Here is a 14,727-nt window from a genome sequence, read left to right as displayed (position 1 = left end):
GCCTCGGCCATCGCCGATGCGACGTGAGCACGTAGACCCGCATGTCGATCGGCCGGGATTCGATCCGACCGCACCATCCACTCGACAGTTCGGCTGGCGATCGGGCGCTGTGGCGGCGCCCCAGCACCCAGACCTGCTGGCAAACGTCGAGCGCGTTCGATACAAGTACCCGGTCCTGCGTGACCACATCGACGCTCTGCGAAGTCTTGGCTCCCAGGTGGTCTACGCGGGGTTCTGCCGTCAGGATGGCTTCAGGGACTGCGCGATCGTCCATGTGCGATTCAGTGGAGCGATCGAGGCCGGGTTTGGGTTTACCCGCGAGGTGATGATCTTCTACAGTCCGCATGAGGATCTCCAGGGCCGGACCTTCCAGGCTGCGGCCCGCGAGCTCGGTGGCGCCGATCGTTCCATCACTCCGGACATCTTCTTCATGTGGTCGCCCGATCGGCGTCTACAGATCAAACTGAACGACTGGTCGCGCCCCGCGAAACTAGCGATCCCGCTCTTGATTGACGACGAAGACGAACTCTCGCTAATTACCCTTCTTCGCGACTACATCTATGCCCGAGACCTCTTCTACATGACGACTCCCGTGTATGGCGCGAGCTTCTTCGGCCGCAGGACACTGCTGCAGTCGATGCGTGACGACGTGTTCAACCAGCGAGTCACAGGCGTCTTCGGACTGCGGAAGTCGGGCAAGACGAGCATCCTCATGCAGCTTAAGGAGGAGTTGCAAGAGGACAAAGTGGTGACCGTCCTCATGGACCTGGAGGCCTTCCCCTCTCCGCCGGAAGACCCCACCGACGACATCGTCAGCGATCTGCGTCGACGACTGATTGCTGAACTCAAAGCTCACAAGCTGCGCACCCAAGAGCTTTCGCAGCTGCAGGAACGCCCGAGCATCCTCGACCTGAAGAACGCTCTCCAGGCGATACTCAAGCATCTCCACAAAGACGGGCATAGGATCCTGCTCCTCCTGGACGAGATCGAGTACTTGACCCCAGCGGATCGCATCGATATCGCTGAAGGCGACATGCCACGCATTGCGCAGCTGCTATCGGCCCTCAGGAGCATCGTGCAGGAGTCTGAGAACTTCACCTTCGTGCTGTCCGGCCTTACAAGCGCCATCGTTGAAGGTGGACGACTGTATGGTCGACCGAATCCCCTCTTCTCTTGGGCGAAGGCCGTGTACGTGAAGCCGCTGGAGCGAGAAGAGGCGGACGATCTCGCGAGCACCGTCGGCGGCAAGATGGGCATCCAGATCGAACCTGGTGCGCTCGAGGCACTCCACGAGGCGTCCGGTGGTCACGCCTATCTGTATCGAAATCTGAGCTCAGCCGTCGTGCAGCACCTTCCGACCGACGTCTTCCAACGTACGATGACTCGCGCTTCCGTGCTCACAGAACTTGATGATTGGAAGAGTCGCGTCCAAGGCAACATTGAGGAGATGGTCCAACACGTCAAGCGCTACTACGCGAACGAGGCCGTCATGCTGGACGTGCTGATGGACAGTGCAGCCGACTTCAAGGAACTCGCATCCAGCGAGCACGTCGCAGTTCGTCGACTGAAGGACCTGGGTCTGATTCACGAACAGGACGGCGAGTTCGAAGTCAGCGTGATCCTGGAGCTCGTATGAGCGCGACCGACTACTCCGACTGGATACTGGGCGTTCACCGAAAAGCGGAGCAACTCCGCGTCGTGTTCCTGCAGCTGGGCTCGAGCAACGAGCCAGCCCGCCGCGCTCTGGGGGCTTCGCAGGTGAACGTGACGCGCGTCCGGGACTACTTGCAGCCAGATGGCCCACTTACCACCGGAACAGTCGTGATCGACGGGATGGAGTCGCTCACGATGCAGAGTGAGGCCACTCAGATGGGTGCGCTACGCGAGCGCGTCTTCAGCGACGTCGAGGCCGGCGGCAGGGTCATCCTCCTCTCCCGGGCGCCTCGGATTGCTTTCCCTCCAGTGGTCGGGAGTTCGCTCCTTGACGACGCCAGCCTGGCGCATGCTCCGGTCGTCAAGAGCACAGGCGCTCACGAGTGGCCAACGTGCGTTGAAGACGGCGCCTCCCCGGCCGACGTACTGTGCCGGGCGCTGACAGAACTCGGTATGGACCTGGCTGCGTCTCTCGATCGTGTCGTGTACGAGAGCCTGCTGATTGGCCAGAGCGCGCTGGGCCTGCTCAACGCGAGGGAGCTTGAGGCGCTGGATGGTTCCAGCCTTACAGCGCCCGACGGTGCGACTCGGACATGGAATTTTCCGAAGCATCTCGGACCGCTCAAGAAGGCGCTCGACGAGGTTCTCGCGGATGCCCTCGATCCTCAGCAGCAGCTTGCCGAGGTGAGTTCGGGACTCTGGAAGATCGAGCGGATCATCCGACGCGAAGTGCGTCGGCGCGCAATCGCCGCATGGGCGGAGAACTGGCGCACGCAGTGCCTGAACGGCGACCTTCCGGAAAAAGTGCTCGAGCGAGCGAGCGAATCGGCATACATGGGCGCCACGTCGGTCAAGCAATTGCGCGACCCTCTCGAATGGCTCTCACTCGGGGAGTTGCTCCAACTAAAGGACCGTTCCCAGATCGGCGACTTGGGGTTGAGCGCCGCTCACTGGCGACAGTTCAGCGCGCAGATCATGCCGATTCGGAATCGTCTGGCACACATGCGCAGTCTTCGGCCCGAGGACGCCGCCGACGTCGTCAAATGGCAGCGAGTGCTCGAAATGCGATTCCCCACAAATTGAGACGAGCGCACTGCGAGGAGCGTACGCCCGATCAGTAGGCTCATCTCGGTAGCGGGTGAGGAGATTCGAATGGCGGAGAGCACCACTGCCGATCTGGACGTCAACAGGTCCGACCGGCGACTCGGGCGCGCTGTGACGCGGGTTCATCAAGCCTCGCGCACAATCGACCCGGCTCTGAGACCCAGACTCGAGTCACTACTTCACGCAGGCGAAGCGATGGACTTCGTCGCCCGCATCCATGGATTCTCCGACCCCTTGAGTGCATCCGCCCTCGAGTCTTTCGCCGTCCAGGCAGGAATTGGAAGGCAATCACTTCACTCGACCGTGCTGCCGGCGCTGAAGGCTGCCAATGTTGCAGACTTCGCGCTGGACACACAAGGCGTTGTAATCGAGGTGCAGGAGTTTCTGGGCGTAACCGGGAACCTCATCGAACAGTCCTACCGCGTTCTACAGCAGCTCAACCCGACCATCGATGAGATCGTAACGCTGCACTCGATCGAAGTCGCATCGTTCGCCCCGTTGACGACCACCCAACATCTCGACCAACTCCACCGACGAGGATTCAACGACCAAGTCAGCGAAACCGGTCTGAACCTTGCACTGGCGACAGGCCTTACAAAGCGCGTCAACTCCGTCGATCTCGCCGAGGACGTAATTTATAGCCCTTACGTGTGGGAGTCAGGACAGATTGAGATCGCGTCGTTCCTCCGTGGCCTTCCCCCGGGCGAGCGCGACGCGCTTCTCGGCATATGTGAACAGGCAGCGCAACACCCCGGCCTCGCACTTCCACTCCTCGCGCAACCGACCCCCGGCGTGTTCGGCGCAGCACAGAAGGTCGGACTCGTCCAGGCCGCCACCGTCAAGTCGACGGGAGGATCCGGAGCGCAGACATATGTCTTTTCACCTACTCTCGAGTCGGAGGACGACCGGCTCACAACCACCGAGGCGCTGAATCAGCGCAAGCTTTTTGTCGCCCACATGCTCTTCGGGCATGAACGAGCGGAACGTAGCGGCGGTCGAATACACGATCCTGTGGTCCTCGTGCGGGCGCTCCTAAACCGCGGGAGCGTTGGGCCTGCGAGCAACATCAGCACCGACTACCACCTGCTTGAGGCGCACGGCATCGTTCGCGTCCGTGAAACGGACCACGGCCGGGCATACCTCGAACTTGTGAAGGAGGAGATCGTCGAAGGCGGGCTCGCGTGGCTTCAGAACTCATCAACGTCCGCAGGAACGACGGACCCGACGGTGAACCTCCTCCGAGCTCCAGGCGAGTTCACCAACCCAGAGCAAACACGTGCGGGCGCGGGCGACCTCGGAGCCGCTGACGAGATCGCGAGATCAGCGATCCTCGAGCTGAGAAAGGAACTGCAACGTGCCACCCGTCAAGACCGACCCGCTAACCCCCGGTGATCGACTCGAATGCCGCGTAGGCCAAGTGTGGTTCTGGGAGGGGTACTTCACTCGGGTAGGCATCGACCTCATCAGCTACTACGGCGCGGAACTCATCCAAGTCACCGACCTGGATCTACTCGCCATCGGGCTTGGTCCCGGGCTCGAGAGTCACCGGACCATTGGCGAGTCCAAGAGCGGGACGGGGAAGAGCGCGCCGAAACCACTCGACCGTATTGTGTGGCTACGCGGACTGCAAGAGTTGGTAGGCGCAGAGCGAGCGGAACTGACTGTTGCCTCGAGCGTGACGCCCAGAACCCGGGAGCTGGGCCGCCATTCCCGCGTCAGCGTCGAATCGATCAACGACCTCCAGGCGCGAGAGGCCGCACTTAATCTCTCGAAACTCACAGATCTTGGGGCCCACGGACCCAACGCCCTGCTTCTGCGGCGCACAGTCAAAGTAGTCAGCAAGGACGATCCCACGCTCGGACCTGCGTTCAAGTTCCTCACTTCCACCGTGTGGTTTCTAGATCCGTTCGCTGCACTGAAGCAGAGCCTGGGTCTACTTGAGACGCTTTGCCAGCGCTGGACGCCCGGCGTCAAGGATGACGAACAGCTCGCGGTACGGTGGCTCATTTCAGAGACCCTCAGTATCTGGGTACTCAACCTCGTAACGATCGTGGGATTTGTCCGCCCGATGGATCCGAGTGCATTCACAAGTTTTCTTCGCGAACGCCTCGCAGACGGAGTTGTGCCCGCTCAGCGCATGCGCCAGTTGTCGCGCGACTTCGACAAGTTCATCAGTGGACTGCTCGCGGCGGCGAAGGCCTCGCCCGAGGTGCGGACTGAGGCCATGGGCGCGTTTGAGCCCTCACCGCCGGAGTGGGCTGACTCTGCTGCAGAACTCGCAATCCGGCTAGGCCGTCAGCCCGCGCTCCGAGACTTGCCTCGACAGTTTGATCTCGTCGTTCACGAGCGGCTAGCTCGTGGGCGAGACATCTCAGAAGCTGCGGGGGCTCAGCTTCGACTCAATGATCCGGCGGCAAGATCAAGCGTGAGCCTCATTGCAGCGTTCCTGCGAAGCTTTGGCTCTCTGAAGGACGACATCAGCGAGCTTCTAATCGCAGGGTTCGGTAAGCCGGCGCAGGCGCCGCCCGAGCCTGCACCCCAGCAAGAGATCGAAGCGACTGCTCTCACACTGCCCGGCCTCGACGCCGCTGACAGCGTTGCCGAGGACTGACTGGCGTGGGGCTGTAGGGATTCGCCATTCCCCACGGAATCCTGAGCCTTCGGCCACTGCCAACTACCGGGGATTCCCGGCATCCTCGGCCATTTCCAACGGGAACCTACACGTCGTCGAGGTCGTCGTTGCAGTGAGCTTCCGATGGTCGGCGACATGCGCGGGTTCGTCGCGGGGGCCTTCGATCTCGAACCCGCAGACACCGCAGCTATGCAGCCCGATGCCGTCGACGTCGTCCGAGGGGATGTACATCGTGGTGGGCTCTTCGCACATCAAGCAGCGCATGGTGTCTCCGTTCGTGATTGTCAGGTGATCGGTTGGACGGTGGCGGAGTATCCGCGGTGGGAGCCCCAGGCCGCGGCGATGCGGTCGGCAATGTCGCGGTCCTCGCCGAGGTATGGCCGGTATCTCTTGCCGCGAGGGTCGGTGATCACGACCTGGACGACGCCGGCGGGCTCGCGCACGGTGACCCTGGCGGCGGGGATCGGATATGCCTGGACGCGACCGGCGATGATGAAAGTCGGGTACAGGTCGCGTGCGAGCTCCGGGGCACGGAACACGTCGTGAACCCACGCCGTGATGGCGAGCGCGCCGGCGGGGCTGAACCCGATGAGGCGGGCGGGGAGTTGCTCGAGCCCGGCGCGGACGAAGTAGTGCTCGTCGACGAGGATCGGCGTCGGCGGGAGCAGGGTTTGCTCGTCGTGGGCGGGGTAGATGGTGAGGCTGGTGCGGCTGTTCATGAGGCGCTCGTTCATGCGGTGCGGCGGATGCCGGCGGCGATGATGTGGGCCTTGGTGGGCCGGGAGTAGAAGCCGAAGCTGTCGTCGTCGTCGGAAGCGGAGACGGTGGCGGTGAGTAGATCTTCGCCGTCCGGCGTGTGCTGCCGTCGCTCTCCGTGGAGATGGAATCCCGGCTGTCGGTCTCGTCCTGGCGACGGTCTTCACGCAGAGCGGCTGGGTCGGAGCAATGGCGGTGACCGCCGCGACTCTCGTCGTGGCGGCGCTGATCGTCTGGCACCGTGCCCGATCCGGTCTCGTTCGTGCGCTGGATCCTGATCATGCCGTGCGCCGGAGCCGATCTCTGTCGTGGTCACCGGGCAACCCGGGTGAGCTGTTCCAAATCGGCACAGCGCTGTGGCGGAATCCTCCCTGAGAGTAGAGCTCATCCACCGAGTGGTCGCCTCGTTCCTGCAGGCGCCGAGCATCAACGAAGGAGTTATGCGATGTCCTCGTCATCCACCGCGACCGCAGTCGTCCCGAGCGCCCTGCGTGATCTGTATCTGGGCTGGTCCGAGCTCATGGCCACCCACGAGCTGGACATGCGGCTGTTCCGCAGCATCTTCGATGAATGGCACCAGCCGACCATCGAACCGGAAAATGTCACCTACAAGGAGGAGACGGTCGGCGGCGTGCCCGGCATCTGGGCGTTCCCGGCCGGAGCCGATCGCTCCAAGGTCCTCCTCTACACGCACGGCGGCGGGTTCGCCGTCGGCTCTGCGGCCAGCCACCGGAAGCTCGCCGCGCACGTCGCGAAGGCGGCCGGGGTAACAGCGTTCGTGCTGGACTACCGTCGCGCGCCCGAGCACCCGCACCCCGCCCAGGTAGACGACGGGGTCGCGGCGTTCGAGGCCCTGCTGGAGCGGGGGGTCCACCCCGAGGACGTCACCACCATCGGCGACTCGGCGGGAGGCAATCTCGCCATCGCCATCCCGTTGGCGTTGAAGGCGAAGGGACGGCCGCTGCCCGGGCACGTCATCGCGTTCTCCCCGTGGCTGGACATGGAGAACCGCGGCGCGACGCTGGTCACCAACGATGCGACCGACGCGCTGATCTCCGTGCCGCTCCTGGAGGGCATGATCGCCGGCGTGCTGGGGGAGACCACCAGCCCGTCGGCGCCGCTCGCGAACCCGCTCTACGCGGATTTCACCGGGTTCCCCCCGCTGTACGTCAACGCCGGTTCGGTCGAGTCGTTGGTCGACAATGCCATCCGCGTGGCAGAGCGCGCCAAGGGCGCCGGCGTTGACGTCACCCTGCATGTCGCCGAAGGACAGCAGCACGTCTACCCGTTCCTGGCTGGCCGCGACGCGGACGTCGACGCGGAGCTTGCGGCGATCGGCCAGTGGCTTCGCCACTGACCTGCAGCACCCCCACCCACCTCATTCAACGAAGGAGTTGCACCATGACATCCACACAGACCACGGACCTCGACGCGATCGTCGTCGGCGCCGGATTCGGCGGCATCTACCAGCTGCACACACTGCGCGACAAGCTCGGCCTGCGCGTCCGCGGGTTCGAGAAGGGCGCCGGCATCGGAGGCACCTGGTACTGGAACCGGTACCCCGGCGCCATGTCCGACACGGAGAGCCCCTTCTACCGATACTCGTTCGATGACGAACTGCTGCAGGAGTGGGACTGGGCCCGAAAGTACATCGACCAGCCCGACATCCTCCGCTACCTTGAGACCGTCGTCGACCGGTACGACCTCCGCAAGGACTTCCAGCTGAACACCGAAGTCACGTCGATCGTCTTCGACGAAGCCACCAACACCTGGACGGTCGGCACCTCCGCCGGAGAATCCTTCACGGCCCGATACGTGGTGACGGCGCTGGGACTGCTCGCAGCAACCAACATCCCCGACATCCCCGGGATCGACTCGTTCGAAGGCCGCCTCGTGCACACCGCGGAGTGGCCGGACGACCTGTCGATCGAGGGCAAGCGGGTGGGCGTCATCGGCACCGGCTCGACCGGAACCCAGTTCATCGTCGCCGCAGCCAAGCAGGTGTCGCACCTGACCGTGTTCCAGCGTTCCGCGCAATACAGCGTCCCCTCCGGCAACGGACCGGTCGAGCCGGGAGAGGTGGAGAACTACAAGTCCCGGTTCCCGGAGATCTGGGAGCAGGTCCGCAACTCGGGCGTCGCGTTCGGGTTCGAGGAGTCCACCGTCGCGGCCACCGATGTCGACGAGGCCGAGCGGGAGCGCGTGTTCCAGGCGGCATGGGACCGAGGCAACGGATTCTATTTCATGTTCGGCACGTTCAACGACATCGCCATCAACCCGGAGTCGAACGAGGCAGCCGCTGCGTTCATCCGCCGCAAGATCGCTGAGACGGTCAAGGATCCGGAGACGGCGCGACTGCTCACCCCGACCCAGCCGTATGCGAAGCGGCCGCTGTGCAACCAGGGCTACTACGACGTGTACAACCAGGACAACGTGAAGCTGGTGTCGATCAAGGAGAACCCAATCGTCGAGATCACCCCACGAGGGGTGAAGACCGCGGACGGCGTGGAGCACGAGCTGGATGTGCTCGTGCTGGCTACCGGGTTCGACGCGGTCGACGGCAACTACCGCCGCATCGACATCCGCGGGCGCGGAGGGGTGAGCGTCGACGAGCACTGGGCCGACGCCCCGACCAGCTTCCTCGGCATCATGACGGCCGGATTCCCGAACATGTTCATGATCCTCGGCCCCAACGGGCCGTTCACCAACCTGGTGCCCAGCATCGAGGCGCAGGTCGAGTTCATCACGACCCTGGTCACCGAGGCGGAGCGGAGAGGCGGGCTCATCGAGGTGTCGCAGCAGGTCGAGGACGAATGGACCGAGACCTGCACGACGATCGCGAACTACACGCTGTTCCCCAAGACCGACTCGTGGATCTTCGGGGCGAACATCCCCGGCAAGAAGCACGCCGTGATGTTCTACCTCGGCGGCCTAGGCGCCTACCGCGGCCTCCTCTCGGAGATCCAGGCGAAGGACTTCGAAGGATTCAGCATCGGACAGCCCATCCCGGCCTGATCGACGGTAACCGTAGGCCGGGAGTGTGCTTCCCGGCCTACGGTCGTCCTATGAGCGACAACATGTCAGCAGACGTCACATTCCGGTCACGCCGCTGGGTCCGTCCCGAGGACCTGAACGCGCACGGCACCCTGTTCGGCGGCAGCCTGCTGCGCTGGATCGATGAAGAGGCCGCGATCTACGCCATCATCCAGCTCGGAAACTCCCGGGCGGTCACCAAGTACATCTCCGAGATCGACTTCGTCAGTTCCGCGCGACAAGGCGATCTGATCGAGATGGGACTGCGCGCCACCGCGTTCGGGCGCACCTCCCTCACGATGCGCGCCGAGGTGCGCAACATGATCACTCGTGAACGCATTCTCACGATCGAGAAGATCGTCTTCGTCGGCCTCGATGACCACGGCCAGCCCATTCCTCACGGCTACACCGACATCACCTACGAACGCGACCGGCTTCCCCACCACCATGGACTCATGCGCACAGAGGATAGATCCACAGCGGATTAGGTATTGGCGGGTTCCAATAGGGAGGCGGATACTGGGTGTGACCACTTGCAGTGACGCGAGGTCCCAGCTATGTCCATCGACACCTATTCCGCCGCGAGCGTGCGGCAGGCTCGTGAACGCCTTCTCGAAGCTGGCGTCGGCGCGCACGGTCTCACTCCCCGAACACTGAACGTCCCCCCGGTGATCGAGCGCAGTTGGCGTCGCTCGATCACCACCGGTGGCGGCTGCGATCCGACTGCGACTCCTGCTTACCACCCGTTCTCCGAACTGGCGGGACGCTTCCAGGACACCGCTGAGACCGTCCTGGCGCGATGGGCGGAATCACTCGCTGACATGCGTGTCGCGCTGCTGGTCAGCGACCGATCCGGACGGATCCTCGCCCGAAAGGTAGGCGACCCGAGCCACGCGAGACGGCTCGACAAGGTGTCCGCCGCCGAAGGATTCGAATTCTCGGAGTCCGCGCTGGGCACGAACGGACTCGGAACGGCGATGGAGGAAAGATCCGCAGTGTTCGTGCGCGGCGCCGAGCACGTCAACGACCGGCTGCAGACCCTAGCCTGCGCCGGCGCCCCCATCCACGACCCCCTCTCGCAGCGTGTCATCGGCTCGCTCGCCCTCGCCTCTCCAGTCGGGGCATCCCATCCCGCGATGCTCGCGATCGCGAAGCAGGCCGCTCGTGACCTCCAGGACGCGCTCCTGAACACCGCACCGCTGGAGTTGCAGGCGCTGCTGGCCCGGTTCGCGGGCGGCACCGCCGGCCACCGCGTGCTGGCCATCGGTCGAGGAGGCGTGCTCGCCTCGACGGGCGCGTTGCCGATGCTCTCGGCCGAGCGGCACGTGACGCTGTGGGACGAGTTGCAGGCTCACCATTGGCAGGGGGATGTCGCATCCGTCCTGCTCGCGGGTCGGCCGAGCACTGCCCGCCGCATCGTGAATCGGGCAGGCGAGAGCATCTACCTCGTTGAACTGCCCGAGGACGAGCCGACCGCAGCGCCGGAACCCACCCGACTCTCCCGCCTTGCCGCGCACCTCGACGTGCTCGGTCGCACCAGCGGGTGCATCGCGATCCACGGTCCCCGCGACAGCGGGAAGACGCTTCTCGCCCAGCTCTGGCTGCGCGAACGCGACCGCCACGACCCGGTCGTCATCGACGCCCCGGCGCTTCGGGAACCGGGGGCCGTGGTCACGGCGGTGCAGGCGCTGAGCACAGGCACGTCGGTGGTCGTCCGCAGCGTCGAGTCTTTGACCGACGCTGACTTCCCGGTCCTGCAGCAATTGGCCGGCGCGGCAGATCCCGTCCGGTCCGCCCGGGTGGTGTTCTGTGTCGCAGACGACCTGACTGGCGTCGTCTTCAGTTTCCTGGGCCGCCTGGGGCCGCGACTCGACCTCCCAGCGCTGCGCGATGACCCAGACCGTGTCATCGGCCTGGCCGTGAGACTCGCTCAGGAGCACTCGGTGACACTGAGCCCTGCTCTGCTGCAGGCGCTTTCCCGGTGGGACTGGCCTGGTGGCGCCTCGGAGCTGCGGGTTCTGATTGCCGCGATGGTGGCGTACCGCCCCGTCGGCACCGTCCTGGACGTCGACCTTCTGCCCGTCGAGATGCGCACACGTGCCCGCCAGCTGCGCGGCATCGCCGCATCCGAGTACCGGGCGATCGATGCGGCGCTGCGGGAGGCGGACGGAAACCGTTCGCGTGCAGCGGAGATCCTCGGTATCGGGCGCACGACGCTGTACCGGAAACTGCGCGCGTACGGTCTCGACGGGCAGAACACCCTGATCTCCTGAAAACAGCGCCCCGCCTGCCGACCAGGGAGGCCTGGATTCGCAGTTGCGTACTCGGCGCGGCGGAGGCGTTACGCGGGGATATCAGGCGGGGGTTCGGATGAGCTTCTTGTTCGCGAACTCGTCCATGCCGTACCGGGCGAGCTCGCGTCCGATGCCGGAGCGCTTCACGCCGCCGAAGGGGAGGTCCGGTGCGCTGCGGCTGGTGCTGTTGATCCACACCATCCCGACCTCCAGTTCGCGGGCGATCTGCGCGGCCGCCAGAGGGTCCTGCGTGAAGACGCTGCTGGACAGCCCGAAGGGCGATTCGTTGGCCAGGGCGACCGCGGCCTGCGGGGAGGGCACCCGGTACACGACCGCGGTCGGTCCGAACAGCTCCTCCTCGTAGGCTCGCATCGGCGGGGTGACCCCGGTGAGCACGCTGGGCGGGTAGAAGGCGCCCTCTCGGCGTGCACCGGGGGCGATGTGCAGGGTGGCGCCCTTGGCGACCGCGTCCTCGACGAGCTCCTCGAGCTCCTTGCCGGCATCCGCGGACGCCAGCGGGCCGAGGAACGTGTCGGGGTCCGTGGGGTCGTCGGGGGTGATCTTCGTGATCGCGTCGATGAACTTCCGGGAGAACTCGTCGTAGACGGCATCCACGACGATGAACCGCTTGGATGCCGTGCACGCCTGGCCGCCGTTGGCGATGCGGCCGCGCACGCCGGCTGCCACGGCCGCGTCGACGTCAGCATCCTCCAGGACGATGAACGGGTCCGAGCCGCCCAGCTCGAGGACGACCTTCTTCATATGCCTGCCGGCCACCTCGCCGACAGCCGAGCCCGCCTTCTCGGAGCCGGTCAGCGACACCCCTTGCACGCGCGGGTCGGCGATGATGCCGGCGATCTGGCGGCTGTCTACGAACGCGTTGATGTACGCGTCGGCCGGAAGCCCGGCATCGTGGAGCACGCGTTCGATGGCGAGGGCGGACTGCGGGCAGTTGCGGGCGTGTTTGAGGATGATCGTGTTGCCCAGTGCGAGGTTGGGGGCGACAAACCGGGCCACCTGGTAGTACGGGTAGTTCCACGGCATGATCCCCAACAGCGGCCCGATCGGCTCGGTGCGGACGAGCGCTTCCCCTCCGCCGACGATGTCGAGGGTCTCGTCGGTGAGAAACGCTTCGGCGTGGTCGGCGTAGTACTGGTAGATCGAGGCGACCAGCTCGACTTCCCCGCGGGCCTGCGTGACGGGTTTGCCGACCTCGAGGGTCAGCAGCGCGCTCAGTTCATCGATGCGGTCCCGGTGCAGTTGCGCCGCGCGTGCCAGGATCCCCGTCCGTTCGGCGAGCGGCAGCTCCCGGTACCTGCGGTAGGCCGTGTGCGAGCGGGCGACGATGTCGGCCACGTCCGCATCGCCGATCACGGGGTACTCGGCGACCGTCTGGCCGGTGGCTGGGTTGATGGTCCGGTATGCACCCATCGTGGTCTCCTCGCTTCATTGCTGTCGTGCGTCTCTCGGGCCACGCCCGCCCAGATCGGCGGTCGTCTGGCGCGGTACTGCCCACTCAGCCTGTCGCGCCGTGGCCGAGTTCGTCCAATACCGATCCCGGCCGAGATTGATGACGATGGCGCATCAGATGTACGTGGATCGGGTATTGGACGCGCATTGATCGGTGATGGGAGGCTGGGACGGTGACCACTCTGATACTCCGCGAGGGCGCGGACCGGCTTCACGTCGAACTGAACCGTCCTGACGTGCGAAACGCGATCAACGACGACATGGTCGACGAACTTCACGCGGTATGCACGAGCCTGGAGCGAGAGCCCCGCATCCTGATTCTCACCGGAACCTCCACGCCCGAACGGGGTGTGTTCGCGGCTGGCGCAGACATCCGGCAGCTGCTCGAGCGCGGCCGTGACGAAGCGCTGGCCGGCATCAACTCCGGGCTGTTCACCCGTATCGCGCGGCTGCCTATGCCGGTGATCGCCGCGGTCGACGGGTTCGCGATCGGGGGCGGTGCGGAACTCGCGTACGCGGCCGACATCCGGATCGCGTCCACCCGCGCCGTGTTCGGCAACCCCGAGACGGCGATCGGAATCCTGGCCGCGGCCGGGGCGACCTGGCGGCTCGCCGAGCTGGTGGGGGAGCCGCTGGCCAAGGAGATCCTGTTCACGGGGCGCCGGCTGGACGCCGAGGAGGCGCTGCGGTGTGGGTTGGTGGCCTCGGTGCATGAACCCGACCAGTTAGCGGCCGCGGCGGATACCGTCGCCGATCGGATCGCTGGCCAGGATCCGCTCGCCCTCCGCCTCTCGAAGCGCGTGCTCGCTGCGCCGCGGGACGCCCACCCCCTTGTCGACGAACTCGCGCAGGCGATCCTGTTCGAGTCGGACGCCAAGACGCAGCTGATGACCCGATTCCTCAACCGTTCTCAGGAGACCCGATGATCACTGTTCCCTCCACCGTCGGCGTGATCGGGGGCGGCCGCATGGGCGCCGGTATCGCGCAAGTGTTCGCTCAGGCGGGCGCCCAGGTCACCGTGATCGAACGTGACCCGGCGGCGGCGGGCGCGGCCGCCGCGCGGTTGGCCGATGGGATCCGCAAGGCCGCGGAGCGGGATGCCTCGGTCGACGTCGACGCAATCGCCGGCCGCGTCGCGGCCAGCGCCGACTACGAGGCGCTGCGGAATGCCGAGCTCGTGATCGAAGCTGTCCCAGAGACATTCGCACTCAAGGTCGAGGCGATGCAGAGAGCAGAGGGGATCGTGGAGGAGTCGGCGTGGCTGGCCACGAATACCTCATCGTTGTCGGTGACAAGGCTCGCGGCGCAGCTGGCGAGGCCGGAGCGCGTGTGCGGACTGCACTTCTTCAATCCGGTGCCGCCCTCGTCACTCGTCGAGATCGTGCTGACGCCGTCGACCGACCCGGACCTGCGGCAACGGGCGGAGCAGTGGGTGACATCGCTGGGGAAGACCCCGATCGTCGTCAACGACGCGCCCGGCTTCGCGAGCTCCCGCCTGGGCGCGGCAATCGCGCTGGAAGCGATGCGGATGCTCGAAGAGGGGGTGGCCAGCGCTGAGGACATCGACACGGCGATGGTGCTGGGATACCGTCACGCGACAGGTCCGTTGCGCACCTCCGATCTTGTCGGGCTGGACGTGCGTCTCGGGATCGCCGAATACCTCTATGAGACGCTCGGCGAGCGGTTCGCCCCGCCGCAGATCCTCCGCGACAAGGTCGCGGCCGGGGAGCTGGGACGCAAGACGGGACGCGGCTTCTTCGACTACGCGTGAGTCGTGGCCGGCTG

12 protein-coding genes are annotated in these 14,727 nt (G+C 65.3%); 10 read left to right on the top strand and 2 right to left on the bottom strand.

Annotated elements, in window-relative coordinates; translation table 11 throughout:
* The first annotated feature begins 109 nt into the window (after positions 1-109).
* The 4 genes from IT882_RS15910 to IT882_RS15895 all read left to right on the top strand — a co-directional run bounded on the left by IT882_RS15910 (position 110) and on the right by IT882_RS15895 (position 5,368).
* Positions 110-1,636: an AAA family ATPase gene (locus tag IT882_RS15910; protein WP_005054967.1), complete on the top strand. Its 1,527-nt coding sequence runs from the start codon at positions 110-112 to the stop codon at positions 1,634-1,636.
* Between the two features lie 500 nt (positions 1,637-2,136).
* Entirely contained in the window at positions 2,137-2,736 is a 600-nt protein-coding gene (locus IT882_RS16800) for a hypothetical protein (protein ID WP_229382191.1), read from the top strand.
* Between the two features lie 216 nt (positions 2,737-2,952).
* Entirely contained in the window at positions 2,953-4,149 is a 1,197-nt protein-coding gene (locus IT882_RS15900; RefSeq protein ID WP_165801300.1) for a hypothetical protein, read from the top strand.
* On the top strand, positions 4,112-5,368 hold the full coding sequence (locus IT882_RS15895) for a hypothetical protein (protein ID WP_005054973.1): 1,257 nt from the start codon (positions 4,112-4,114) through the stop codon (positions 5,366-5,368). Before IT882_RS15900 ends, IT882_RS15895 begins: the two co-directional genes overlap by 38 nt.
* Before the next feature lie 305 nt (positions 5,369-5,673).
* Here the strand turns inward: IT882_RS15895 and IT882_RS15890 are convergent, their stop codons facing one another.
* Positions 5,674-6,108, bottom strand: coding sequence for a hypothetical protein (locus tag IT882_RS15890; RefSeq protein WP_101305219.1), 435 nt, complete (start codon positions 6,106-6,108; stop codon positions 5,674-5,676).
* Positions 6,109-6,665: 557 nt separating this feature from the next.
* On the opposite strand from IT882_RS15890, the gene IT882_RS15885 reads away from it, so the two are divergent.
* From IT882_RS15885 to IT882_RS15870, 4 genes are all read left to right on the top strand, one after another.
* Positions 6,666-7,502, top strand: coding sequence for an alpha/beta hydrolase (locus IT882_RS15885; protein WP_229382190.1), 837 nt, complete (start codon positions 6,666-6,668; stop codon positions 7,500-7,502).
* Between the two features lie 44 nt (positions 7,503-7,546).
* Complete coding sequence (locus IT882_RS15880) at positions 7,547-9,160, top strand: flavin-containing monooxygenase (protein ID WP_195692615.1); 1,614 nt, start codon at positions 7,547-7,549, stop codon at positions 9,158-9,160.
* Positions 9,161-9,210: 50 nt separating this feature from the next.
* A complete protein-coding gene (locus IT882_RS15875) occupies positions 9,211-9,666 on the top strand; it encodes an acyl-CoA thioesterase (protein WP_229382189.1) in 456 nt (151 codons plus the stop codon).
* Positions 9,667-9,735: 69 nt separating this feature from the next.
* Entirely contained in the window at positions 9,736-11,451 is a 1,716-nt protein-coding gene (locus IT882_RS15870; protein ID WP_135950163.1) for a sigma-54-dependent Fis family transcriptional regulator, read from the top strand.
* A gap of 81 nt (positions 11,452-11,532) precedes the next feature.
* On the opposite strand, the gene IT882_RS15865 is transcribed toward IT882_RS15870, so the two are convergent.
* Positions 11,533-12,903: an NAD-dependent succinate-semialdehyde dehydrogenase gene (locus tag IT882_RS15865; protein WP_135950162.1), complete on the bottom strand. Its 1,371-nt coding sequence runs from the start codon at positions 12,901-12,903 to the stop codon at positions 11,533-11,535.
* 212 nt (positions 12,904-13,115) lie between these two features.
* On the opposite strand from IT882_RS15865, the gene IT882_RS15860 reads away from it, so the two are divergent.
* Both IT882_RS15860 and IT882_RS15855 read left to right on the top strand, forming a co-directional pair.
* Positions 13,116-13,868 (top strand): enoyl-CoA hydratase/isomerase family protein, encoded by a 753-nt coding sequence (locus IT882_RS15860; protein WP_135950161.1) that lies wholly within the window; start codon positions 13,116-13,118, stop codon positions 13,866-13,868.
* Complete coding sequence (locus IT882_RS15855) at positions 13,865-14,713, top strand: 3-hydroxyacyl-CoA dehydrogenase family protein (protein WP_005054991.1); 849 nt, start codon at positions 13,865-13,867, stop codon at positions 14,711-14,713. Before IT882_RS15860 ends, IT882_RS15855 begins: the two co-directional genes overlap by 4 nt.
* Positions 14,714-14,727 lie beyond the last annotated feature (14 nt).

This window comes from Microbacterium schleiferi (genome assembly GCF_015565955.1).
GTDB lineage: Bacteria > Actinomycetota > Actinomycetes > Actinomycetales > Microbacteriaceae > Microbacterium > Microbacterium schleiferi_A.
Note: the sequence above shows the minus strand (reverse complement) of the source record. Positions and strands in the feature narration are given on the sequence as shown.

What these genes read in the sequence shown, in the direction of transcription:
- IT882_RS15890 (WP_101305219.1), bottom strand. Translation starts at nt 6,108, where the DNA reads ATGAACAGCCGCACCAGCCTCACCATCTACCCCGCCCACGACGAGCAA.
- IT882_RS15870 (WP_135950163.1), top strand. Translation starts at nt 9,736, where the DNA reads ATGTCCATCGACACCTATTCCGCCGCGAGCGTGCGGCAGGCTCGTGAA.
- IT882_RS15880 (WP_195692615.1), top strand. Translation starts at nt 7,547, where the DNA reads ATGACATCCACACAGACCACGGACCTCGACGCGATCGTCGTCGGCGCC.
- IT882_RS15885 (WP_229382190.1), top strand. Translation starts at nt 6,666, where the DNA reads ATGGCCACCCACGAGCTGGACATGCGGCTGTTCCGCAGCATCTTCGAT.
- IT882_RS15875 (WP_229382189.1), top strand. Translation starts at nt 9,211, where the DNA reads ATGAGCGACAACATGTCAGCAGACGTCACATTCCGGTCACGCCGCTGG.
- IT882_RS15900 (WP_165801300.1), top strand. Translation starts at nt 2,953, where the DNA reads ATGGACTTCGTCGCCCGCATCCATGGATTCTCCGACCCCTTGAGTGCA.
- IT882_RS15865 (WP_135950162.1), bottom strand. Translation starts at nt 12,903, where the DNA reads ATGGGTGCATACCGGACCATCAACCCAGCCACCGGCCAGACGGTCGCC.
- IT882_RS15855 (WP_005054991.1), top strand. Translation starts at nt 13,865, where the DNA reads ATGATCACTGTTCCCTCCACCGTCGGCGTGATCGGGGGCGGCCGCATG.